The organism is Yoonia tamlensis (assembly GCF_900115105.1).
Taxonomy (GTDB): Bacteria; Pseudomonadota; Alphaproteobacteria; order Rhodobacterales; family Rhodobacteraceae; genus Yoonia; species Yoonia tamlensis.
The window spans coordinates 720,430-741,411 of the sequence record NZ_FOYP01000001.1; the positions used below are offsets into that span (position 1 = coordinate 720,430).

Sequence of the window (20,982 nt, forward strand, 5' to 3'; positions counted from 1 at the left end):
CATTCGGGTAGCAATCTGCTTGGTTGGACGCTCTGTCCTTCATTCTTGTACCCATCCTTTTTTGTGGAAGTGGCGCAGTACAATTGTGCGGTTGTAAAGCGGGAAGCCAATCCACAGGCCGTTTATGGTGATCAAAGATAGTATCGACCACAAGAACATGCCCTTGAAAAGATAATAGAAGGGACCGAACAGTAGGCACCACAGGCGGTGTCCGCTTCCGAGTATGGTTTTTTGTTGCCCATTGAATTTCCATGTTGCCCGAATAGCCATTGTGATCTCCTTTGCTAAATACGGTTGCAACAGCGCATTAAGATCGAAGGTGCCACGCGTCAGGGTATTTCCTCGCGCGTTGAGCGTTGGCGCGGCGTACCGGGGCCAGTACTCATGTCAGCAATGATTGCGTCACAACACAACGTTTCGTCCGGCCTCAGGGGGCTGTGGCTCATTGTAACGCGGCCACGTGCGCGTAACGCCGTGTCTTCCGGTGCTTAGTTATGGGTTTGTCCCTGACATGCCCGCTGCCTGCGTCTTATCGATCTGCATCAGAAACCTAGGAGATTGATATGTCCGACATCATCACGCTTAAAGTCCTCTGCGAAGAATTCAAAATCGACACACGCGAGGCCCGCGAAAAGTTACGCGCTGCCGTTAGTGACTCAAATGCGAACCCTGAACTTGCAAAGGCTCGAAAACCGCGTACTCCATGGCAATGGGTGCGGGGATCAAAGGCACTGGAAGAAGCTAGGAATGCGGTAAAGCGATAGCAAAGAAAAAGTCGCCAAGAGATTGGGCCGCTCTGTGCGGCCCTTTTGGCCGGGTATAAGTTCACCTATTGTCTAAATGACTTAACTGCGAATGTGGTACGAAGCAGCAATACTTCTAGCTTTGAGATAACGTCACGATTTACAATCTAAGCGCGATGGAACAAGATGATTTCATCATGAGAATTGCGCACATTTTAATTTCAGAATTCCGTGGCATCAAAGTACTTGAATGGTCACCCTCACCATCCGTAAATTGCATGATTGGTCCGGGGGATTCCTGCAAGACGACGATTTTGGACGCCATTGAGATCGGCCTATCCCCCCGTTACGGCTACACGGGAAGCGATCCCGACCTATTTCGTTGCGACCCTACTAGTAAACCCGAGATTTGTTTGACGCTCGTCGATCTTCCAGATGAGTTGGTCGTGGAGCAAAAATATGGGCTCTACTTGCGAGGCTGGAACGAGGCAGCCAAAAAAATAAATGATGAAAAGGCAGACGGCGACCAGACAGCTTTGACGGTAAAAGCATTGCTTGATCCAGAAACCCTTGAATGGAAATGGGAGATATTCAACGAGCGTCTTGAAGGTGAGCCACCTCGATTTGGCTTTAAGGACGCGAAATCCACCGCACCAAACCGACTTGGGGAATACGCGGACCGCCACCTTACATGGGGTCGAAATTCTGTGCTCGGAAGGCTTGAGAAAGGGCCGAATGCGTCTGAGTTGCTGGCAAGCTCAGTCAGACAGGCAAAGGCATCATTCGCAGCAGGGGACCGTAGTTCGTTTGATGATGTAGTTAAACTGACTGAGAAGGTCGGCGCGGACTTTCTTGTGCCGAAGGTTCAAGGCTACGAAGCCCAGTTAGATATCCATTCCGGTATGCTAGCTTCGGGCGCAGTTTCTTTGCACGATGGCGATATGCCGCTGAGAACCCTTGGAAGCGGATCGTCACGCCTCATGGTCGCTGGTGTCCAGAACTCAGGCCCGAAGCAGAATATCACATTGGTGGATGAGCTCGAACTGGGGCTGGAGCCACACCGCATAATGCGTCTGCTGCGCTTCCTTCGATCAGGATTTCCACAGCAAGGCGACGCGCCACCTATCGTACATCAAACCTTCCTGACAACTCATTCACCAGTCGTTGTTTGCGAATTGGATGTTTCAGAATTATTTTGCGTTCGGAGCCCCGCAGGCAATGTTTCCGTTGAGTGCGCTCGACCATCAGAGGGGCAAGAGGAAACTGCGCAACGGCATGTTCGATCCAACCCAAATGCTTTTTTAGCTCCACGCTTGTTAATCGGTGAGGGGCGAACAGAAGTAGGATTTTGGCGAGGACTGGATGACCTATGGTGCGCCGAAGACAAGGAGTCATTCGCCTATCAAGGCGTCGTTGCAATTGACGGTGGCGGAAACGACAATGCCGTGAAGTTCGGACTGCATATGCAGAAATTAGGCTACAGTTGCTTTACGTTGCTTGACACGGATGTTCCTGTTTCTGAGGTGAACAAGGAAAAGTTTAAGGAAGCTGGAGGGCAAGTCGCGGAATGGGAAGACGACTGTGATATCGAACGCAGGATCTTTCTAGATGTTCCATGGGCCACTGTGCGGGAAATAATCGACTATGCTCTCGAGGTTGTCGGCGAAGGAAGGGTTCTGAGTAATCTATGTTTGGCTGGCATGGGGCCAGCGGACATTGATCGAGCCGCCTTAAACATACTCGCCGACTCTGAGGATAATCGCATATGGTTAGCCGCGGCAGCCACTCTCAAAGTCGCAAAAAATACAGGGGGTAAAGAAGATCGATCATGGTTCAAAGACATGACGCGCGGAGAGCAATTGGGCAAGATTGTCTTCGATTGTCTCAAAGCCATTCCGGAGACCCCACTTGCGATAACAATAAATGAAGTGAGGCACTGGGTCGATGCCTGAGCTTTCCCAAGAGGAAGTCACGGCCATCATTCGCGCGACTAAATCCGGAAGCGTAATCGCAGCCGCCGGGTGCGGTAAAACTGAGCAAATTGCGCGAACCGTGCAAGCAATCAGTGATGATCCGGAGGTTTCGAAACGCTGTCTCATTCTAACCCATACATTCGCGGGCGTAGACGTACTGCAGAAAAGGTTGCGCAGACTAAATGTGCCAGCGGCTTCTTTTAGGCTCGATACCATAGCGAGTTGGAGCCTGCGATTTGCGAACGGCTATCCAAAGACCTCTGGGATCAAAAATATCAACCCACAGAGTAACAAAGATTGGTCAGCTGTATATCCTGCTGCAGAAAAGCTCGTCGGTTCTCACGCTATCGATGATGTGATCCTTGCCACCTATGATTGCGTTTTTGTTGATGAGTATCAGGACTGTAGTGAAAGCCAGCATGCGCTAATTGTGGAACTCAATCGGCTTGTTCCCGTCTGTGTCTTTGGGGACCCCCTGCAATCAATTTTCAAGTTCGATGGTGTTGTCGATTGGTATGAGGTTGTCGAAAGAGATTTCCCTAACATCGCAAAGCTGACCAAGCCTTGGCGTTGGAGGAATGACAATGCGAATGCCGAACTCGGCGATAGATTGGTTGAGCTGAGGGCACAGCTTGAAGCTGGTGAAGCGATGGATTTCAGAGTCGATGGAAATGGTATTCAACGGCATTGGTTGCCTGATTGGCCTGTCCCAAAGTCGAAAAAGGTATCAGAGGTTTGCCTTGATACCATGGCCCTAGAAGGCACTTTGGTGGTCGTGGCTCAATCAGCGTCCGAGGGATCGCGCGCTAAGATCGCAGAGAATCTTGCAAAGCAGAAGTTTGCTGTTGTTGAGCCAGTTTCGTGCAAGGCGCTACGGAAGCACGCGAAGTCCATAGAAGAGGCGGACGATGAATACAGGCTCACAGCAGTTTTAGATTTCGTGAAGCAATGCGTTGTTGGGCTCAGGGCTGACTTCGCAAAATCTGTTGTGTCTCACCAAAAGGGAGGTAAGTCTGGGCGACCCAAATTCGGTGATCTCATAGACATCGGAGACCATGTTGCAAAGCCGGGCGGATTGCTGCACGTGCTGGAACTTGTTGAAGGGATATTGAATCGAGACGACATTTTCCCTTATCGTCGAGAGCTTCTTCGCATGATGCTCGCAGCGTTGCGAACATCAAGAGCAACGGGCGCACTGCTTTCTGAAACAGCGGGGGACATTGAAGCCAAATCCCGGCACCTAGGCCGTCATGTCGCCCGAAGGAGTGTCGGCAGTACACTTCTATTGAAAGGCTTGGAGTTCGAGCATGTAATAATCGTTGAGTACGATGGAATGACCAAAGAAGATTGGTATGTCGCTCTCACGCGTGCGACGAGGTCGGTGACCGTGTTGTCATCTCAATCCAAAGTTTCATGGGGAGATAAATGATGTTTAGGGCATTCATTCTCGTGTCTTCCAAGATATCGCGTGACAGGGTGCGTGACTGTCTCCAACGAGAAGGTCTAATAAGTCTTTGAAATCATTGGGGCATGAAGCCGCAAAAAACAATACGGCCCTACAATGTAGTTCTCTTATAAATAGCGCAGTGTGACACTATGTTTCTGAAATGACTAATGACATATCAAAGTACCTTCTAAAGAATGGCCCGAAGCTCACTTCGGATATCCTTCGCCACCTTGAGGAAACAGGGCTCTCACCCGATACCGCTCGTCAAAGGCTTAGGCGCAGACCCACTTCGGTCAAGACACTGTTGGGACTAAGCTTTCCAAAGAACGCTCGTTTCTACTTTCACGAGGCGCACTTTGGCACCCATCGGTATTGGGACGGACTTTTTGATGCCCTGACCGAAGGCAGCCCAACCTACGGGCCAGCAATCGCCGCTATGATTGCGAAGGGAGGGATCATTCCAAGTGATTTCTTCCCGATCATCTCTGGCGCACCGCTGAAACAGAAAAAGAAGACAGGCAGCGATGCAGTTCTAGCGCGCCTCAAAGGCATTGGGTTTCTAACTGAGTTCACTGTCGGCGAGACACCTGTTGTAGCCTTTCACCACCATTCGGGCTTTTCAGTCGACTTTGACGGTTACCCCGCGCAGCTCACAGTCCAGCGCGTCCTCTTGGATGCGGTTGCCGACTGGGCTCGTAAGCTCGGAATGGTAAGCTACAATAAAGTTGCCATACGAGAGCGCGGCCAAGCGCTCCCACAGTTTGGGACCCACGCTTTTGACCTAGTTGCGCCCAGCTACCTGACACCCATGGTGCGCTATGCCGACGGCAAACCGAAACCGGGCTTCCTCGTCGCGGATGTCTATTTGGGTGAACTGAACAAAGCGACTGCCCAGGCGTTCTTGCGCAAGTGCGAAAGTTCGCGTGCTATGCGGCGGTTGCCGCCGTTCCTCCCAGTAATAATCGCTGACGGCTTCCACCCTGATGCATTTCACGAACTGCGCGCCAACGGCATCATCGCAACAAAACCATCGGCTCTTTTTGGCCGAGATGTCGCGCGCGGTTTGGCAGGCCTGTTGGAAACCCTTCATCACGCCAGTGCAATTGCTGCCAAGAACCCGGAAGTCATCGAAACCCTATTCAGTCAGTTGGGTCACATCGAAGGAGCGGCGGGCAATCTGCGCGGTGCACTGTTCGAACTGATCGTTGGACATATCGCAACACTGCAAGGCGGCGGTTCAATCGATATCGGGAAAAAGGTCTTCATCGACACTGATGAGAGATACGAAGTTGATGTGTTCTGTGTTTCGGCAGAAACCGTCCGGCTCATCGAGTGCAAAGGCTACGCGCCAACCCATAAGGTGGATGCGGAAGAGCTAGAGGCGTGGATTCGAACCAAGGCGCGTCGCCTAAACAAGCATTTTCGTGCGCAAGAGACGTTGCAAAACCGCGCGTTCAGCGTTGAGTTTTGGACCTCCGGCGGTTTTACTAACGAGGCGCTACAACTAGCCGAAACTGTTTCCAATGAAACCAAACGCTACGGCGTCAAACTGGTGGCAGGACAAGATGTCCGCTCGCTTATTACAAAAGTGAATGCCAAAGGTCTGGGGAAAGTCTTTGACGAGCACTACGCCAAACACCCGATCACCAAAGCAGAACGTAAATTTGACGCCTTGGAGGATTTCGGTTCGGTTATTAAAGACGCTATGTAATGCACCGACAGGCCGCACGGGTACGTAAAATGTTTCCAGCATGTATTCGAGAAGCGGGCATTGGTCGACCCTGATGCAGCAGGTTTGGATAATAACCCTTTTTTAGACCTAGAGGCTGAAATGATACCCCAGTGCTACCCAAGACAAATGGCATCGGCCTACCGGTAACGAAATCTCCATCTAGCAAATTGTTTTTATTATATAAAATTGGTGCCCAGGGGCGGAATCGAACCACCGACACGAGGATTTTCAATCCACTGCTCTACCCCTGAGCTACCCGGGCACGGGTTGGTGTTACGCGGTGTAACGCCTTGGGTAGCGGGGTTTTAGACGCGGGCGGCGGGGGTGTCCAGAGGGAAGTTGCGATAAAACGCGCCTTAGTGCGGTTTCTTTTCATCGGCCGCGCGCAGTTCGTTTCCGAGGTCTTCGTCGTCCTCTGATGCGGCTGCCGGAATTGCGTAGCTGCCGCTAAACCACTTGCCCAGATCAATGTCCGCGCAGCGTTTGGAACAGAACGGGCGGAACGCGGTTTGGGTGGTTTTTTTGCAGATCGGGCAGGCCATCACAGATCCGCGAAAAGTTGTTTGGGAAAGGGCGGGCGTTCGCGTTTGCGCTGGAGTTCAAACAGGCCCATCGGGCTCCAACCGACGAGCGATGTTTCAATCGGGTCATTGCGGAAGGCGGCGCGCAGCGTTTGTTCTAGCTGCTTGCGGTGGGCCTTGGACATGGACACAAAATCAACGGTGATTTGCCCTGCAAGCCCGCGCAGGCGCAAGGCACGCGGCAGGGCGCGGGCGGCGGCCAGATTGGCCTTGAGCGCGGCGGCAGGCGAGGTATCATTGCCGGTGTTCACATCCACAGCGACCAGCGCACGCGTGGGTTCGACATACATCGTGCCTTCGCCAAGCGGCACCAGCGGCCCGTCAAGCATTGCCAGCTGATCAAGAACGCCGTGCGTTTCAAAACTGCCCGCATCGGTCACAACAGTCGCCACGCTGGCCCATTCGCGCCAGGCGATCGTGTGCGGCCCGTCGCCTTCGGTCAGGGCTTCGGGTTCGGTGCCAGTCGCGTCGGCCAGAACCGCATCGGCAAGCGACAGCATCGCGATGATATCTTCTGCGATCTCTTCACCGTCGGCATCTTCACACGATGACCGCAGGATCAGCCCATGTGCGCTGTCAAAGACGCTATGCGCGATGGCCATCAGGTTGTCGCGCGTGTCTTCGTCGGTGATCTGGCGCGAGATATTTAGCCCCGGTTTGCCGGGAGTCACAATCGCGTAGCGGCTTTTGAACAGCACGCGATCGGTGACGGGGATTGCTTTGCCATCATCCGCGTGGCCGGTGACCTGCACCAGCAACGGCTGTCCGGGACGCAGCCCTTTGCCAGCGCGCAAAAACGCGGTTTCGCCGTCGGGCAGGCGCAGCATCATGCCGCCTTGCCCCTTGATCGGACGGTCGCAAATCCCGCGATAGATCGCGCCTTGGCGGGGTGCATCGGGGTGGTCGATCAGCAGATCGTCCAGCTTGCCATCGATCATATATGCGGCGACTTCGACGTCTCCGATATGGTCAAGAATAATTGCGCGGCCCTTCATGCGTCACCTTTGTAAAGCGGGAAACCGGCGGCAGTCAAAAGCCCTGCGGTTTCGGTCAGCGGCAGCCCGACGATGCCGGTATAGGATCCGTTGATCCATGGAATAAACGCGCCTGCGGGGCCTTGGATGGCATAGCCGCCCGCCTTGCCTTGCCAGTCGTTGCTTGCCAGATAGGCGTTAACTTCGGCGTCGGACAGGCGTTTCATCGCGACCGTGCTTTGCACGTCTTTCTGCCAGACCTTACCCCCGCGTTTCACGGCGACCGAAGTGATCACCTTGTGACGACGGCCCGACAGCGCATAAAGAAACGCGGCCGCTTCGCCTGCGTCCGCAGGTTTGCCCATGATCCGGCGGCCAAGCGCCACGGTGGTATCGGCGCAAAGTACGATCTCATCAGGGCCAGCCGTCACAGCCGCCGCTTTTTCAGCCGCAATCCGGTTGACATAATCGCGCGGTAATTCGGCCTTGCGCGGGTCTTCGTCGATATCGGGGGGGCGAATATCGCTTGGCACAACGCCAAGCTGGGCCAATAGCTCAAGCCGCCGTGGCGAGCCCGAGCCAAGCACAAGCGACAGCGTCATGGCGACACCGTTTTGCAATTTGGATATGTCAAAACACCCACCCGATTGCTGCCGCAAAACATGCGTATCAGCTTATTTAAAGCGATAGTTGATCCGACCTTTGGTCAAATCATAGGGGGTCATTTCGACCTGTACCTTGTCGCCTGCCAGTACGCGGATGCGGTTTTTGCGCATCTTGCCTGCCGTATGCGCGATGATCTCATGGCCGTTTTCCAGCTCGACCCGAAACGTCGCGTTTGGCAGAAGTTCAATTACGACACCTGGGAATTCGAGCAGTTCTTCCTTAGCCATGTGATCTCCTGTATTTCACGTCCGCCCAACGTCTGGCGAACGGCGCCTAAATGCGCCCGAACCCGCAAGTTTTCAAGGCCTAATTGCCATGGCGCGCCCGAAGGTGCGGTTTTGGCGGGCGGAATGTGTGAATAATGCCTAGTTTTCGGCAGGTTTGCCCGGACCCCAGCGTTCAATCAGCCGCGATTTGATCTGGTCGCGGGCCTGACGGTACATATTCAGCCGTGCTTCGCGGTCGTCGCCAAGCCCTGTGGGGTCAAGGATCGGCCAATATTCGACCTCGAGATGATAGAACTGGGTCAGATCAAGCGCGCGCCGCTGGCTGGCAGGGGACAGGGCAAGCACCAGATCAAACGAAGATAGATCGTCGCCCCATTCTTCCATTTCATCAAAGGTGCGGGCGCGGTGGCGCGACAGTTCAACCCCGATTTCACCGCAGACAGTGACCGCAAACCCGTCGATTTCAAGGTCGTTCTTGACCCCGACAGATTGGATGTAACATTCCGTGCCATAAAGGTTTTTCATGATGCCTTCGGCCATTGGCGAACGCACGGAATTATAGTCGCAGCAAAACAGCACCGACTGCGGTAAAGGGTCAAATTTGGCGTCTTCCCCCAAATCAGCCCCCAAAATGCAAGACGCAGATCAGGGTAAACAGACGGCGGGCGGTGTCGGTGTCGACTTCGGCCTTGCCTTCAAGACGTTCTTGCAGAATGCGCGCGCCTTCGTTGTGGATGCCGCGCCGTGCCATATCAATGGTTTCGATCTGACTGGGTGGCATGGTCTTGACCGCGTCAAAATAGCTTTCGCAGATTTGGAAATAGTCTTTGACCACTTGGCGGAACGGCCCCAGCGACAAATGGAATTCGCCCACGGGGTCTTCGTTTTCTGCTTTGATATTAAAGACTAACCGCCGTTCGATGATCGACAGACCCAACCGGTATGGTCCTTGGGCCACCGCGCGCCCTTCGCGCGCGGGCAAGGCAAAGCTGTTATCCTCGAGCAGATCGTAAAGCGCAACTTTGCGCTCCTGTTCGATTTCGGGTGTGGGCACTGGCAGCCCTGAATCGTCAATTGTGATATGGCTTAGCTTGTTCATGTGTCACCTGTATTCAAACGGTCCAAGCGGGCGCGCACGGATAGACCATGTGCCTGAAGGCTTTCGGATTTGGCAAGCCGTTCCGCCGCAGGACCAATTGCCGCCAGCGCCTTTGGCGTCATTTTGGACAAGGTTGTGCGTTTGATGAAATCCATCACAGATAGTCCGCTTGAGAAACGCGCAGACCTTGCAGTGGGCAGCACGTGGTTTGGTCCGCCAATGTAGTCACCGATTGCCTCGGGAGTCCAACCCCCGATAAAGATTGCACCAGCGTGCGTAACCTGATTGCTCAGATTTTCAGCGTCAGCTGTGCAAATCTCGAGATGTTCGGGCGCAATGCGGTCTGAAAGCGCCACGGCCTCGGCCATATTTGCCACGGTAATCACCGCGCCAAAATCCCGCCAGCTTGCGATTGCAATCGCGCGCCGTTCCAGCGTTTCCAGCCGCTTTTCGACAGCGGCAACAACCGCCTGCCCGAATGCCGCATCATCGGTGATCAACAGCGATTGCGCGCTTTCATCGTGTTCGGCTTGGGACAGCAGATCAAGCGCGATCCAGTCGGGGTCGTTGTCGTTGTCGGCGATCACCAGAATTTCGGACGGGCCTGCGATCATGTCGATGCCCACCTTGCCAAATACGCGCCGTTTGGCGGCTGCAACAAAAGCATTGCCCGGTCCTGTGATCTTATCGACAGGCGCAATTGTATCGGTGCCGTAAGCCAGCGCCGCAACGGCCTGCGCGCCGCCAATGCGGTAAATCTCGTCCACGCCTGCGATTTTGGCAGCCATCAGCACCAGCGGGTTTGTGATGCCGTCCGGCGTTGGCACAACAATCGCCAAGCGGCCCACGCCTGCGACCTTGGCAGGGATCGCGTTCATCAAGACTGACGATGGATAGGATGCAAGCCCACCCGGCACATAAAGCCCTGCCGCTGAAACTGGCGTCCAGCGCCAGCCAAGCGTCGCACCGACCTCGTCTGTCCACATGTCATCGCTGGGCATTTGGCGGGCGTGATAGGCGCGGATGCGGGTTGCGGCCAATTCCAGCGCCGCGCGGTCGGCGTCGCTCACCTTGGCGCATTCGGCGTCAATCTCGGCCTGCGAAAACCGCATCGTGTCGGGGGTGAGGTCCAACCGATCAAATTTGCTTGTCAGCTCAATTACCGCCGCATCACCGCGCGCGCGCACATCGGCAATAATCTCCGCCACGATATGATCGACATCCGGACTATCTTCGCGCTTGGCGCCCAAAAGGGCGGTAAATCGGGTCTCGAAATCGGCGTCAGATGTGTTCAGAAACTGTGGCATTGTGCACTCCTTCGCGGCCCGACATACAAGGCAGCGGCGCGCGCTTCAATGCGGCATTGTTATCGGGTGGTGTGCGAAGGGTTTGACTGTTTCGCCAAGAATTGAGTTGATTTTGGAAATTCAGGAACGGCCGTTCTTTCAAATCGCGGCTGATGTCCGCTTTGAGCCCATTTTGACGATTGCTGCGCTGTGCACTAACTTCGGCTTGCAAGAAGGTTGCCCCAACAGGCCGCATTGGAATGCTTTCGCTTAGTTTACAAAATTGGAGTCTAGCTTGAACGATGCAACGAAAAAGCAAGTAGAATTACACGTAGCGGGTGCAACAGTCAGGCATCAGAGCCCCTTTGAAAACATGACCACCTATAGAAATGATAAGGAGTGCGACCTAGCACTAATCAAGAAATGGGTCGTACCGCTCTATCTGACGGGTTTGCGCGTCAATGACAAGACACTCGCAACATACAACGACCTGTTTCCACAATTGTCGCATGATATTTTGCTGACAATGCTAGGAGAGTTTAATTGGCGCCCAAGGAAAGTTGGTGCAATTTTTGCTGCCATCTCGAAAAATCAAGATGTTGAAAACATTATCGGAACGCATTTACTGAAAAGCGAAGTTTGTTACGCTGGGCAAGGTTACTGCTTGGCTCTGGCATCATTTGAAAGCGTATCAGCACGAACATTTTTAATTCAGTACCTAGACTATTATTTGCAGCGTACCGATCTGGATTTCGATCAAGGGTCGGCACTGGGAGCCCTAGCTTATTTGGACCCTATACTTGGAAGTGACATCCTCTCTGAATTAATCCCTGCATATTACCTCTGGCAGCAGCACCGACCGCACAGAAGTGCGGCAGAAAATGTAATCAACAATTTCGGGCAGCAGATGGCAAGTATCGCTACCATTCGAGGGGCAGTCGGTTTGTAGCTTTCCCTAAAATGAGAGTTTCTAGCGCTCTTCGGGAATCTGCCATTGGCGCAGCCGCAGCGAAATGGCGCTTTGTCCCGCACATCCGACCTTAGCGCACACTACGTCCAATGTCGGGTTCGGGAAAAATGCTTGATGTTCGGACCGATATTGCCTGACGCTGCCCTCATCAGGCTGGATGCGACGGTGCTTTGCCTGATGGTGCGCCGTAGGGGCGGGTGACGTCGCGTAGGATGACTTCGAGCGCTTCGACCTCAAACGCGATCGCGCCGTCGCCTGCTAGGGTCAGCTCGATCCGGCCTGTGCCGTCTTCGCCGGGGGTGAAGGTGATGGACAGCAGGGAAAACACCATTTCAGGGTCGGATTTATCGACGCCTTGGCTTTGCACGCGCATCACGTCTTCGAACACCAGCACCGATTGCACCCGTTCGTGCCCGTGGCGCGGTGCGTTTTTCGCATCCTCCCAGCGGAACCGGTTCAAAAGTACGGCAAAGCGGCGTGCCTTGCGGTCCCATTGCATTTCAGCCGCCGGAAAAACCGCGTCTTGCACCAGCGCGGCGATCACAGTCAGATCATCCGCATCCAGCGCCTTGAGCCGTAGGGGTGATTCTTTGCCGTCTTCAAAGCGTGCGTCTTCGACCATTATTCGGATACCCGTTCAATTTGCGCGCCAACCGCGCCCAGTTTTTCCTCGATATGCTCGTAGCCGCGATCAAGGTGATAGACGCGGCTGACCACGGTTTCACCTTCTGCGGCAAGGCCGGCCAGAATCAAGGACGCCGAGGCGCGCAAATCGGTCGCCATGACGCGCGCACCCTTGAGCCGTTCAACGCCGTTCACCGTCGCGGTGCCGCCGTGGACTTCGATATTCGCGCCCATGCGGATCAATTCGGGCGCGTGCATAAAGCGGTTTTCAAAGATTTTCTCTTCCAGCACGGATGTGCCTTGGGCCGTACACAGCATTGCCATCATCTGCGCTTGCAGATCGGTTGGGAAGCCTGGGAAAACTTCGGTGGTGACATCAACAGCGCGGGCGCGGTCACTGCGGCGCTTGACCTTGATCCCGTCGGGGGTTTCGGACACGTCGACGCCGGCGGCGTCCAGTTTCTCGACAAATGCACCAATCAGATCGAGCCGCCCGCCAAGGCATTCGACCTCTCCGCCTGCAAAGACAGGGGCGAGCATATAGGTCCCCAGTTCGATCCGGTCGGTGACAACGGGGTGGGTGGCAGCACCCAAGCGGTCAACGCCATCAATGGTGATCGTGCTGGTGCCTTCGCCGTCGATCTGCGCGCCCATCCGGCGCAAACATTGTGCCAGATCAACGATTTCGGGTTCGCGCGCGGCGTTTTCGATGATTGTGGTGCCTTTGGCTAATGTCGCGGCCATCAGGATGTTTTCGGTCGCGCCAACGGATGCAAAACGCAGCGGCACGCGCGCGCCTTTCAGCCCGCCTTTGGCAACGGCATGCAAGTAGCCGTCCTTGAGTTCGATCTGCGCGCCCATCGCTTCAAGCGCGGTGACGTGAATATCCATCGGGCGCGCGCCAATCGCACAACCGCCGGGCAGGGACACAATCGCCTGATGATGCCGGGCAAGCAGCGGACCCAGCACAAGGTTAGACGCGCGCATCTTGCGCACGATTTCATAGTCGGCAGTGGTGGATGTCATGTCATGCGACGACAGCACCTGCACCTTGCCGTTTTGCATGGATGTGACCTCGACACCCAAAGACTGCAAAAGCTGCGTCATGGTCTTGATATCGGACAGGCGCGGCGCATTGGTCAGCGTCAACGGCTCTTCGGACAACAATGTCGCGGGCATCAGTGCAAGGGCGGCATTCTTGGCGCCTGCGATCTGAATTTTTCCGTTCAGCGGCGTTCCGCCTTTGACCACAATCGAATCCATGCCTGACTACTCTTTCTCTTTTTTATCCGGCTCTGCCGCGCGGGCACGGGCCTGTGCCTTGCGTTTGGCCATATTTGCCTTAAGCGCCGCCTTCAATCGATCTTCGCGATTTGTGGCGGGTTTGCTCTTGCTATTGTTGTTTTGTTTGTCGCTCATGACAGCCCTGTTAGCAATAAGCGCAAAAAGGGTCCAGACAGGGCTTGCGCCCTCGGGCATTTGCGTCTAATTCCCCGCTCACGGATGCTGCTGTAGCTCAGTGGTAGAGCGCGTCATTGGTAATGACGAGGTCGGGAGTTCAATTCTCCCCAGCAGCACCATATACCCACACCAGTTTCATATTGCCCGTTCCGGCATGCGGCAAACGCATGTTGTGGCGCCTTGTGGCATCGTTACCTGTTGTGATCAGAACTGCGATGTCAGCGTAAACCCGACCGAGACCGTTTCGCGGGTGAACCGGCTGACGTTGCTATCCGCAAAGCTATGATTGATCACCACCCCCGGCGTAAAACCGGCATAGGACAGATCCGCAAACCCCATATTTACGTTGTAAAACAAAGTTGTATCCTGACGGCCGCCTGTGACGGGCAATAAAAGCCGATACGCGGGGTAATCCGCCCAAGTCACACCGGCACCGACCGCAAGCGTGACCGGACCGATCTGATTGTGCCACTGGTAGCTGCCCTGCACAGTGAGCGTTTCATAAAGATAGTTCACTGCCTGCGCGTCACTTTGCAGGTATTTGATCGCCGCATGCCAGCGATCGCCATTCGCGCGGCGCTGTGTAAAGGATGCGTTGAACGACGCGCGCGTGAGCTCGCCGATTGCGGTGGACTGATACTGCAGTTGCTCTGATTGCGCGCCGATGCCGATTTGCGCAACTGTGCCAACGGGCCAGTGATAGCTGACGCCCAAACGCTGCATGTCGTAGCTTTGGTAATCCAGTTCCTGTTCGCCTGATTGTGTTTGCGCATAGTTGGATCTGCCCGCAGCCACGTTCAGGCTGATTGTGCCAAGAGGCACTGCGCGTTCATGGGTGAGGCTTATGATCGCCGTGTCGGTGGCAAAGGCGGCATCCGGCAGGGGGGCATCATCGCGCAAGCGCACCCGTGCGCCGCTATATTGCAAGCCAATCAGACTGCGGCTTTTGGCATCGGCGTGCAGCCGGTATTGTGTCTGGAAACCGAGTGTCGCGCGCATCCCCGCCATGGCCAATGCGTCCTCCGACAAAGTGCCGTCAGGATTGCCCGGTGCGGTCAGCGTGGCATCATCGGCACCGCCATTCACGTTGTTGGACGGCGCAATCGAAAATGATAGCGCCGTTGACCACGGATTGCGCTGCGCGATGGCGCGGGCGTCCGCGATTGTGCGCGCATATTCTGTCTCGTCGGGGGCAACGGTCAGCGCGCGCCGCAACCAGATGGTCGACAGGGTAAAGCGTTCGCCATTTGCGGCCGCCAATGCGGTCAGCCGCGCGGCCTCGTATTTTTGGTCATCGGTTTGTGATAGCCGCCATGCACGCGCACCGGCGCGGCGGCCCTCCTCAAAATCACCGACCTGCGGTGCGGCGGCAGCCATCACCACCAGTGCGGCGCGATCATCGGGGTCTTGCGCCAAAAGCTGGCGCGCGATTTCCAAGGCCAGCCGCACATCACCCGCCTGCACTGCGCGCAACGCAATGACCCGTGCCTGCTCGTTCGGAATATCAACCGTTTCTTGCGCCCAAACCGGAGAGGCCGCAAGGCAGGCCATTATGGCAATCAGGCGCAGGGGCGGGGTGTCTTTCAGGTCTGTCATTGGCCGCACAATGCCATAGGTTGAATGGCGGGGCCAGCACATCTTGGGTGTCGCGAAAGGCTTCACACTCTATAGTGTCCCAAACCGAATCTATCTGCCGGAGAGAAAGATGCCCATTAGCCCCGACCAACAGGCCGAAATCGACGACCTACGCGCCCAGCCAAAACCAACCCTGCGTGCCGTATCCGAAGGGATGGAAACGCATCTTTACAAGGCGCATGAGGTTCTTGACCACGGGTTTATCCGTGTCATCGACTATATGGGCGATGACGCCGCGATCTGTCAGGCGGCGCGGGTGTCCTATGGCAAAGGCACCAAATCGGTGCAAAACGACGAAGGGTTGATCCGCTACCTGATGCGCCACTGGCATTCGACCCCGTTCGAGATGTGCGAAATCAAACTGCACGTCAAACTGCCCGTCTTTGTGGCCCGTCAATGGATCCGGCACCGGACGGCGAATGTGAACGAATACTCCGCGCGCTATTCGATCCTTGACCGTGAATTCTATATCCCCGAGGCGGGTAATCTGGCCGCGCAATCCGTGATCAATAATCAGGGCAGGGGCGAAGCGCTGTCAGGCGAAGAAGCCGCGCGCGTGCTGGAATACCTCAAGGGGGACGCGGCGCGCTGCTATGATCACTACGCCGAAATGATCGACCAGGAAGGGCAACAAGGGCTTGCCCGCGAGCTTGCCCGCATGAACCTGCCCGCCAATATCTATACGCAATGGTACTGGAAGGTGGACCTGCACAACCTGTTCCACTTCCTGCGGCTACGCGCCGACGCCCACGCCCAATATGAAATCCGGGTCTACGCCGACGCAATCTGCAAAGTCGTCGCCGACTGGGTCCCCGCCGCCTACGGCGCATTCGAAGACTACCGCATGGGCGGCGCCAACCTATCGGGCAAAGCAATCGACTGCGTCCGCCGTATGCTGAAAGGTGAAAAGGTCACGCAAGAGACATCAGGGATGTCCAAAGGCGAATGGCGGGAGTTTGAAGGGATTATTGGGTGAGTAAGAAGTACCAAGTCTTTATCAGCTCAACTTACACCGATCTGATTGCCGAGCGAAAGGCGGTCGAGGAAACCATTATTCGTGCTGGCGATATTCCAGTTGGAATGGAAGCATTTCCTGCGGCGGACGATGAACAATTTGAGTTTATTAAAACAGTAATCGACGATTGTGACTACTATGTTCTCATTCTAGCCGGGCGTTATGGTACCATTGCCGAAGATGGACTGAGCTATACTGAGAAGGAGTTTCGATACGCCGTAGAAAAGGAAATACCGATTTTAGTTTTTCTTCACTCGGATACCGGATCAATTCCTATCGACAAAAGCGAAAGCGTTGACCGTTCGAGAAAGAAGCTTGAGAAATTTATCAAGCTTGCCTCAAAAAAGAGAATGAGAACGCCGTGGGAAAATATTGATGCACTGAAGTTGGCGGTTAGGGTGGCATTGGATCACGCAAAAGCTACAAAGCCTAGACCTGGCTGGGTTCGGGCCGACCGATTAAGTAGCCCCGAGATACTCGAAGAAAATAGAAACTTGCGCAAGCGCATAGATCAATTGGTGTCCGAGAATGGGGCAGGTGCTTGGGAAACTAGTTTGCCTAAGCCTCCAAGTATCGAAGAAACCACATCTATTAGGGTAATCAGGGATTCGCCTGGTTACGGCAGCGATCCTATTGAAGTTTGTAAAATTGAGGTGAGTTGGCGGGATTTGTTCCCATATTTTCAAGCGTCGCTCGCGTGCGAATTCGGTGATTGGGGCGGATCAGAGTATTTTAGTATAGACGCGAAGAAAAGCACGAATGCCTTTGCAAATGAAATTTTGTTTGAACTCCAGGGCTTCGCGGTTCCGAATTGCTCTATCAATGAGGCCGACTTTCAGCGTCTCGTAGCATATTATACAGAAGTTAAGTTCATGTATGACGGTGCCGGCGCTGAACCTTTTACGGCTGACGGAAAAACTGCCGGGCGTAGAATGCGAATTGCTACTGGCTCATTAAATGAAAGAGTAAACGTAGTCACTGGCTCTCTCCCGATTTCAGACGAAATCCCGTTCTAGTCATTTCGCCCGGCACAGCCGGGCAGCGCCCGGACCTCCCCCATGGGGAGGGCGCTTCGCACCCACCCCGAGGTCCAGACGCTCCCCTACTGATGGGGCACCACATAAACGCAACGCACCCCCTGCGCTTCGCGCGTTCCCCGCTGAAAAGGTCCACTGGACCTTTTCCAAGACGCGGGTCACCCCCTCGGTCCAGACGATGCCCTGATGTTGTGCACAACTTGCATCGCCCATATGATCCTCAAGAAATAGATTGAAAGCGCACCCCATGATCCTCTACGGCCTCCCCACCTGTTCTGACTGTAAAAAAGCACTGCGCGCGCTGGATGACGCGGGGCATGATGTGACGTTTCGTGATGTGCGGGCCGATCCTTTGTCGGAAACCGAATGGGCGCCGTTGATCGCTGAATTTGGCGATAATCTGGTGGACCGCAAATCCCAGACCTATCGCAATCTCAACGCGTGGCTGCGCGAGAGCGAGGCCGAGGAGCAGCTTGCCGCGCAACCCGCGCTCATGGCCCGCCCTGTCATTACAGACGGCAGCAAATACACGCTTGGCTGGGATGATGACGCCCGTGCGGTCTGGCTTTAACCCAATTACAGGAGCCAAAATGCGCTTTTTCGGACTAAAAACATGTGACACCTGCCGCAAGGCTATCAAAGCATTGCAAGCCGCAGGCCATGACCCGCAGATCATCGACGTGCGCGCCGATGGCGTATCAGACGCCGACCGCGCACAGATCATCGCCCAATTTGGTGATAAGGCGATCAACCGCGCCTCGACCACTTGGCGCGGGCTGACTGACGCCGAAAAGGCAGGCGATCCCGATGCGTTGCTGGCCGCACATCCCACATTGATGAAACGCCCCGTGATTGATGCGGACGGTCAGTGGAGCATCGGGTGGAAAGCCGATGCGCAGGCGATGCACCTTGGCGGTTAGCCCAAAGATGCCTATGTAGTCCCCAAACAATAGGAGAATTTCATGCGCAATGCCGCACTTACGCTGGGTCTGATAGCGGGGCTGATGGGGATTGTTGTCGGGCTGTTCGGCTATGGATACGCCGAACTGACCGAACGCCATACCGAAGTGGGCGAGCTTTTCGGCGCGTTCGAAAACCCGAATTTCATTCGCTTTGCCAGCTTCATGGCACCGCTTCTGGCCATCGCCGGTGGGGCCATGGCACGCGCCCGCGCGCTTTGGGGCGGGGTGCTGATGCTGGTCTCAGCGCTTTGTTTCTATGCAGCTTTCGGGTTCAACATAGGCACCATGTTCCCGATCGGCTTTGCGGGGCTGGGTGGCATTCTGGCCATTGCCGCCGGTAAACCGGACGAGCCTAAGGCGCATTTCTGAACAACAGGCGGTCGGCGGATATCGCGCCGGCCCCTTTGACCACCAAGATCGCCAGACACAGCACCCAAAACGCACGTTGATCTAAGATCAAATCGCCGGGAACCCGGTCAAACCACGCGCCAAGCGTGCCTTCGTGGGCAATGCCGCCATGGCCGTAAAGATCGGTCAGCGATTGCACCGCGATAAACCCGATCATGCCAAAGGCCGCCAGCCGTGTCAGCAAACCGGTTACGATCAGCAGCGGCAGCACAAATTCCGCGACGGTGCCTGCAAAGACAACCGCCCAGTGGAAAATGGACAGTTGCGAGGTGTCATAGCCCACGGCCTCCATCGCGCGGGGGAAGATTTGCACGTAGCCGCCCGAAGAGGGCGTGAAAATGCCAAAGATCCCGTCGCCCAGTTTGGTGGTAGCCGATTTCCAGAAATACCCGAGCAACACCCCCGCAAACACCAGCCTTGCCAAAAGCGGCAGCAGTTGGTCGCCAATCCGGTTCAATTGCGCGGCGGTGCGGTCGAAAATGGCGGGCAGGTACATGAGAAAACCTTTCAATAAATAGAGGTGATGGCGGATTGGCCAAGCAAAAGCGCGAGTGTCGCGCCCAGATCAAGCCTGTCGTCAACAAGCGTTTCACCCAATGTCGCCCCATCCTTTAGCGCGGCGATACAGGTTGTAGCGGCCTGATCGAGCAGATGAATTTGCGGATCAAAGCCTGCGCGCGTGATTAACACGTTTTCAGGTTTCATCACCGGTTTGGGCGCGTCAGCCGTCGTGTTTGCGCGGTAAATGGCGTGGATCGGATAGCCGGATTTCAGCACCTGCACCGCAGGGGCAAACCGCAGCCGCGAGGCGAGCAAGGCATCAGGGGCCAGCGCGCCAAGCGATTGCGGATCAACCGACCCTGCGTCTGCAGCGTGATATGCGCGGCGCATCGCAAGCTCTAGCAGGGCGATATCAGGCAGATAGGGCAGGCTTTGCGCTGGGCCAAAGCGGCGCAGGAATTGCGGCATGGCTTGCCCGTAAAACATCATCAGCGGCGATTTGGGCGGATGCTTGCGCAGATAAACCCCGGCCATTGCGCGAAAGAAATTGTCGCCGACAAGTTTGCGGATCACGGGAAACGCGGCTTCGAGCGCGTCCGATAGCCCCACCGCGACGTTGTTGCGGTAGACGTCAAAGCGTTTGCTGGCCTGCGCGCCGTCGGGGTTTTGCAGGCCGTTTGGTGCGGGCAATTCAGGGTCGAACAACCCTGCACGAAACGCGGCTTGGGTCACGTTCATGCTGCAACCCCATCCAGCGCTTTGGCCGCGCGTTTGGCCTCATCCGCGAGCGTCGCCCAATCGGGTACATCATTGTCCCATTCGATCAGCAGCGGCTTGGGTCCGGTCCGTGCAAGCGTATAGTCAAGCAGCGCCCAAACTGGATCAACCACCGCTTTTCCGTGGCTGTCGATCAGCAGCGGCGCGCCGGTTTCGTCTTGGTCCTCGTCATGACCACCAAGGTGGATTTCGCCAACCGCGTCGACGGGGAAGGCATCAATATAGGCCTGCGGAGAGGTCTTTAGATTGGTGGCGCTGACAAAGACGTTGTTTACATCCAGCAGCAAACCACAGCCAGTGCGGGCCACGATTTCGCGCAGGAAATCGGGCTCGGAATAGGTGGATTCCGCGAAGGCCAGATAGCTGGACGGGTTTTCGAGCAGCATCTGGCGGCCAAGCGTGTCTTGGACTTGGGTGATGTGGCTGGCAACTTTTGCAAGCGTCGTTTCGGTATAGGGCAGGGGCAAAAGATCGTTCAGGAAATGGCTGTCGTGTGTGGACCACGCCAGATGTTCGGAAAAACTGGCAGGGTTCAGCCAGTCGACAAGGTGCTTGAGGCGGGCAAGATGGTCGGGATCAAGATCGCCTTCGGATCCGATCGACAGACCAACACCGTGAACAGAGATCGGAAAACGTTCGGCAAGGTGACGCAATTGCGCAATCGGGCGTCCGCCGTCACCCATGTAGTTTTCGGCATGGATTTCAAGCCAGCCTACGGGATCAGCGTCTTTGATGATATCCGCGTAATGCTGGGGCTTGTAGCCCACGCCAGGCAGGGCGGGTAGCGGGGTATCGCGGGGCTGGTCAAACATCGCTGGCTCCTGAGGCGTTGCGTAGGGTGGATTTAAATCCACCCTACATGGT

The 20,982-nt window shown here is 55.5% G+C and carries 25 protein-coding genes and 2 tRNA genes; 11 read left to right on the forward strand and 16 right to left on the reverse strand.

Annotated elements, in window-relative coordinates; translation table 11 throughout:
- Positions 1 to 39: 39 nt before the first annotated feature.
- Positions 40 to 270 (reverse strand): hypothetical protein, encoded by a 231-nt coding sequence (locus BM320_RS03785; protein ID WP_090196635.1) that lies wholly within the window; start codon positions 268 to 270, stop codon positions 40 to 42.
- Between the two features lie 293 nt (positions 271 to 563).
- Here BM320_RS03785 and BM320_RS03790 point away from each other — a divergent pair, with 293 nt between their 5' ends.
- From BM320_RS03790 to BM320_RS03805, 4 genes are all read left to right on the forward strand, one after another.
- Complete coding sequence (locus BM320_RS03790) at positions 564 to 764, forward strand: hypothetical protein (RefSeq protein WP_090196638.1); 201 nt, start codon at positions 564 to 566, stop codon at positions 762 to 764.
- 155 nt (positions 765 to 919) lie between these two features.
- The gene (locus tag BM320_RS03795) at positions 920 to 2,695 is read left to right on the forward strand and encodes an ATP-dependent nuclease (protein WP_090196641.1); all 1,776 of its coding nucleotides are present in this window, start codon (positions 920 to 922) and stop codon (positions 2,693 to 2,695) included.
- A complete protein-coding gene (locus tag BM320_RS03800) occupies positions 2,688 to 4,145 on the forward strand; it encodes a UvrD-helicase domain-containing protein (RefSeq protein ID WP_090196644.1) in 1,458 nt (485 codons plus the stop codon). The genes BM320_RS03795 and BM320_RS03800 overlap by 8 nt, the downstream gene beginning before the upstream one ends.
- Positions 4,146 to 4,323: 178 nt before the next feature.
- The gene (locus BM320_RS03805; RefSeq protein ID WP_090196647.1) at positions 4,324 to 5,874 is read left to right on the forward strand and encodes a hypothetical protein; all 1,551 of its coding nucleotides are present in this window, start codon (positions 4,324 to 4,326) and stop codon (positions 5,872 to 5,874) included.
- A gap of 208 nt (positions 5,875 to 6,082) precedes the next feature.
- On the opposite strand, the gene BM320_RS03810 is transcribed toward BM320_RS03805, so the two are convergent.
- The 8 genes from BM320_RS03810 to hisD form a co-directional block, all read right to left on the reverse strand.
- Positions 6,083 to 6,157 (reverse strand) — tRNA-Phe (locus tag BM320_RS03810).
- Between the two features lie 94 nt (positions 6,158 to 6,251).
- Entirely contained in the window at positions 6,252 to 6,437 is a 186-nt protein-coding gene (locus tag BM320_RS03815; protein ID WP_090196650.1) for a DNA gyrase inhibitor YacG, read from the reverse strand.
- On the reverse strand, positions 6,437 to 7,471 hold the full coding sequence (locus BM320_RS03820) for a ribonuclease E/G (protein ID WP_090196652.1): 1,035 nt from the start codon (positions 7,469 to 7,471) through the stop codon (positions 6,437 to 6,439). Before BM320_RS03820 ends, BM320_RS03815 begins: the two co-directional genes overlap by 1 nt.
- The gene (locus BM320_RS03825) at positions 7,468 to 8,046 is read right to left on the reverse strand and encodes a Maf family protein (RefSeq protein WP_207496888.1); all 579 of its coding nucleotides are present in this window, start codon (positions 8,044 to 8,046) and stop codon (positions 7,468 to 7,470) included. The genes BM320_RS03820 and BM320_RS03825 overlap by 4 nt, the downstream gene beginning before the upstream one ends.
- A gap of 78 nt (positions 8,047 to 8,124) precedes the next feature.
- Positions 8,125 to 8,343 carry a translation initiation factor IF-1 gene (gene infA / locus BM320_RS03830; RefSeq protein ID WP_090196658.1) on the reverse strand — a complete coding sequence of 73 codons (219 nt, stop codon included), beginning with the start codon at positions 8,341 to 8,343 and terminating at the stop codon, positions 8,125 to 8,127.
- A gap of 138 nt (positions 8,344 to 8,481) precedes the next feature.
- Positions 8,482 to 8,961, reverse strand: coding sequence for an arsenate-mycothiol transferase ArsC (locus BM320_RS03835; RefSeq protein ID WP_090200327.1), 480 nt, complete (start codon positions 8,959 to 8,961; stop codon positions 8,482 to 8,484).
- A gap of 1 nt (position 8,962) precedes the next feature.
- Positions 8,963 to 9,442: a UPF0262 family protein gene (locus BM320_RS03840; protein WP_090196660.1), complete on the reverse strand. Its 480-nt coding sequence runs from the start codon at positions 9,440 to 9,442 to the stop codon at positions 8,963 to 8,965.
- Complete coding sequence (gene hisD / locus BM320_RS03845; protein WP_090196663.1) at positions 9,439 to 10,749, reverse strand: histidinol dehydrogenase; 1,311 nt, start codon at positions 10,747 to 10,749, stop codon at positions 9,439 to 9,441. The genes BM320_RS03840 and hisD overlap by 4 nt, the downstream gene beginning before the upstream one ends.
- Positions 10,750 to 11,023: 274 nt before the next feature.
- Here hisD and BM320_RS03855 point away from each other — a divergent pair, with 274 nt between their 5' ends.
- Positions 11,024 to 11,677, forward strand: coding sequence for a DUF6000 family protein (locus tag BM320_RS03855; RefSeq protein WP_131802273.1), 654 nt, complete (start codon positions 11,024 to 11,026; stop codon positions 11,675 to 11,677).
- A gap of 169 nt (positions 11,678 to 11,846) precedes the next feature.
- Here BM320_RS03855 and BM320_RS03860 read toward each other — a convergent pair whose 3' ends face one another.
- From BM320_RS03860 to BM320_RS16345, 3 genes are read right to left on the reverse strand one after another with little or no spacing between them, the layout of a single operon-like run.
- Positions 11,847 to 12,320, reverse strand: coding sequence for a DUF2948 family protein (locus tag BM320_RS03860; protein WP_090196673.1), 474 nt, complete (start codon positions 12,318 to 12,320; stop codon positions 11,847 to 11,849).
- Complete coding sequence (murA, locus tag BM320_RS03865; RefSeq protein WP_090196676.1) at positions 12,320 to 13,585, reverse strand: UDP-N-acetylglucosamine 1-carboxyvinyltransferase; 1,266 nt, start codon at positions 13,583 to 13,585, stop codon at positions 12,320 to 12,322. The genes BM320_RS03860 and murA overlap by 1 nt, the downstream gene beginning before the upstream one ends.
- 6 nt (positions 13,586 to 13,591) lie before the next feature.
- Positions 13,592 to 13,741, reverse strand: coding sequence for a hypothetical protein (locus tag BM320_RS16345; protein WP_165614984.1), 150 nt, complete (start codon positions 13,739 to 13,741; stop codon positions 13,592 to 13,594).
- An 86-nt stretch (positions 13,742 to 13,827) separates the two neighbouring features.
- Here BM320_RS16345 and BM320_RS03875 point away from each other — a divergent pair.
- Positions 13,828 to 13,902: transfer RNA gene (locus BM320_RS03875), tRNA-Thr, on the forward strand.
- An 85-nt stretch (positions 13,903 to 13,987) separates the two neighbouring features.
- Here BM320_RS03875 and BM320_RS03880 read toward each other — a convergent pair.
- On the reverse strand, positions 13,988 to 15,379 hold the full coding sequence (locus BM320_RS03880) for a surface lipoprotein assembly modifier (RefSeq protein WP_242650947.1): 1,392 nt from the start codon (positions 15,377 to 15,379) through the stop codon (positions 13,988 to 13,990).
- A 109-nt stretch (positions 15,380 to 15,488) separates the two neighbouring features.
- Between BM320_RS03880 and thyX the strand changes: the two genes are divergently transcribed.
- The 5 genes from thyX to BM320_RS03905 all read left to right on the forward strand — a co-directional run bounded on the left by thyX (position 15,489) and on the right by BM320_RS03905 (position 18,801).
- Positions 15,489 to 16,394 carry an FAD-dependent thymidylate synthase gene (gene thyX, locus BM320_RS03885; RefSeq protein WP_090196681.1) on the forward strand — a complete coding sequence of 302 codons (906 nt, stop codon included), beginning with the start codon at positions 15,489 to 15,491 and terminating at the stop codon, positions 16,392 to 16,394.
- Positions 16,391 to 17,449: a DUF4062 domain-containing protein gene (locus tag BM320_RS03890; RefSeq protein ID WP_090196684.1), complete on the forward strand. Its 1,059-nt coding sequence runs from the start codon at positions 16,391 to 16,393 to the stop codon at positions 17,447 to 17,449. Before thyX ends, BM320_RS03890 begins: the two co-directional genes overlap by 4 nt.
- A gap of 268 nt (positions 17,450 to 17,717) precedes the next feature.
- On the forward strand, positions 17,718 to 18,041 hold the full coding sequence (locus tag BM320_RS03895; RefSeq protein WP_090196686.1) for an arsenate reductase family protein: 324 nt from the start codon (positions 17,718 to 17,720) through the stop codon (positions 18,039 to 18,041).
- A 19-nt stretch (positions 18,042 to 18,060) separates the two neighbouring features.
- Positions 18,061 to 18,390 carry an arsenate reductase family protein gene (locus BM320_RS03900; RefSeq protein ID WP_090196689.1) on the forward strand — a complete coding sequence of 110 codons (330 nt, stop codon included), beginning with the start codon at positions 18,061 to 18,063 and terminating at the stop codon, positions 18,388 to 18,390.
- Positions 18,391 to 18,432: 42 nt separating this feature from the next.
- On the forward strand, positions 18,433 to 18,801 hold the full coding sequence (locus BM320_RS03905) for a hypothetical protein (RefSeq protein WP_090196696.1): 369 nt from the start codon (positions 18,433 to 18,435) through the stop codon (positions 18,799 to 18,801).
- Here the strand turns inward: BM320_RS03905 and BM320_RS03910 are convergent.
- The 3 genes from BM320_RS03910 to bufB are packed head-to-tail and all read right to left on the reverse strand — an operon-like array spanning position 18,785 to position 20,930.
- Entirely contained in the window at positions 18,785 to 19,336 is a 552-nt protein-coding gene (locus tag BM320_RS03910; protein ID WP_090196697.1) for a DoxX family protein, read from the reverse strand. The two genes, BM320_RS03905 and BM320_RS03910, sit on opposite strands and share 17 nt — an antisense overlap.
- 11 nt (positions 19,337 to 19,347) lie before the next feature.
- The gene (locus BM320_RS03915) at positions 19,348 to 20,079 is read right to left on the reverse strand and encodes an HvfC/BufC N-terminal domain-containing protein (protein ID WP_090196700.1); all 732 of its coding nucleotides are present in this window, start codon (positions 20,077 to 20,079) and stop codon (positions 19,348 to 19,350) included.
- Entirely contained in the window at positions 20,076 to 20,930 is an 855-nt protein-coding gene (gene bufB, locus BM320_RS03920) for an MNIO family bufferin maturase (RefSeq protein WP_090196703.1), read from the reverse strand. The genes BM320_RS03915 and bufB overlap by 4 nt, the downstream gene beginning before the upstream one ends.
- Between the last annotated feature and the right edge of the window lie 52 nt (positions 20,931 to 20,982).

What these genes read in the sequence shown, in the direction of transcription:
- BM320_RS03840 (WP_090196660.1), bottom strand. Translation starts at nt 9,442, where the DNA reads ATGAACAAGCTAAGCCATATCACAATTGACGATTCAGGGCTGCCAGTG.
- BM320_RS03905 (WP_090196696.1), top strand. Translation starts at nt 18,433, where the DNA reads ATGCGCAATGCCGCACTTACGCTGGGTCTGATAGCGGGGCTGATGGGG.
- murA (WP_090196676.1), bottom strand. Translation starts at nt 13,585, where the DNA reads ATGGATTCGATTGTGGTCAAAGGCGGAACGCCGCTGAACGGAAAAATT.
- BM320_RS03800 (WP_090196644.1), top strand. Translation starts at nt 2,688, where the DNA reads ATGCCTGAGCTTTCCCAAGAGGAAGTCACGGCCATCATTCGCGCGACT.
- BM320_RS03815 (WP_090196650.1), bottom strand. Translation starts at nt 6,437, where the DNA reads ATGGCCTGCCCGATCTGCAAAAAAACCACCCAAACCGCGTTCCGCCCG.
- BM320_RS03880 (WP_242650947.1), bottom strand. Translation starts at nt 15,379, where the DNA reads ATGACAGACCTGAAAGACACCCCGCCCCTGCGCCTGATTGCCATAATG.
- BM320_RS03805 (WP_090196647.1), top strand. Translation starts at nt 4,324, where the DNA reads ATGACTAATGACATATCAAAGTACCTTCTAAAGAATGGCCCGAAGCTC.
- BM320_RS03900 (WP_090196689.1), top strand. Translation starts at nt 18,061, where the DNA reads ATGCGCTTTTTCGGACTAAAAACATGTGACACCTGCCGCAAGGCTATC.
- BM320_RS03860 (WP_090196673.1), bottom strand. Translation starts at nt 12,320, where the DNA reads ATGGTCGAAGACGCACGCTTTGAAGACGGCAAAGAATCACCCCTACGG.
- bufB (WP_090196703.1), bottom strand. Translation starts at nt 20,930, where the DNA reads ATGTTTGACCAGCCCCGCGATACCCCGCTACCCGCCCTGCCTGGCGTG.
- BM320_RS03820 (WP_090196652.1), bottom strand. Translation starts at nt 7,471, where the DNA reads ATGAAGGGCCGCGCAATTATTCTTGACCATATCGGAGACGTCGAAGTC.
- thyX (WP_090196681.1), top strand. Translation starts at nt 15,489, where the DNA reads ATGCCCATTAGCCCCGACCAACAGGCCGAAATCGACGACCTACGCGCC.
- BM320_RS16345 (WP_165614984.1), bottom strand. Translation starts at nt 13,741, where the DNA reads ATGAGCGACAAACAAAACAACAATAGCAAGAGCAAACCCGCCACAAAT.
- BM320_RS03785 (WP_090196635.1), bottom strand. Translation starts at nt 270, where the DNA reads ATGGCTATTCGGGCAACATGGAAATTCAATGGGCAACAAAAAACCATA.
- BM320_RS03790 (WP_090196638.1), top strand. Translation starts at nt 564, where the DNA reads ATGTCCGACATCATCACGCTTAAAGTCCTCTGCGAAGAATTCAAAATC.
- BM320_RS03915 (WP_090196700.1), bottom strand. Translation starts at nt 20,079, where the DNA reads ATGAACGTGACCCAAGCCGCGTTTCGTGCAGGGTTGTTCGACCCTGAA.
- BM320_RS03910 (WP_090196697.1), bottom strand. Translation starts at nt 19,336, where the DNA reads ATGTACCTGCCCGCCATTTTCGACCGCACCGCCGCGCAATTGAACCGG.
- BM320_RS03795 (WP_090196641.1), top strand. Translation starts at nt 920, where the DNA reads ATGGAACAAGATGATTTCATCATGAGAATTGCGCACATTTTAATTTCA.
- hisD (WP_090196663.1), bottom strand. Translation starts at nt 10,749, where the DNA reads ATGCCACAGTTTCTGAACACATCTGACGCCGATTTCGAGACCCGATTT.
- BM320_RS03895 (WP_090196686.1), top strand. Translation starts at nt 17,718, where the DNA reads ATGATCCTCTACGGCCTCCCCACCTGTTCTGACTGTAAAAAAGCACTG.
- infA (WP_090196658.1), bottom strand. Translation starts at nt 8,343, where the DNA reads ATGGCTAAGGAAGAACTGCTCGAATTCCCAGGTGTCGTAATTGAACTT.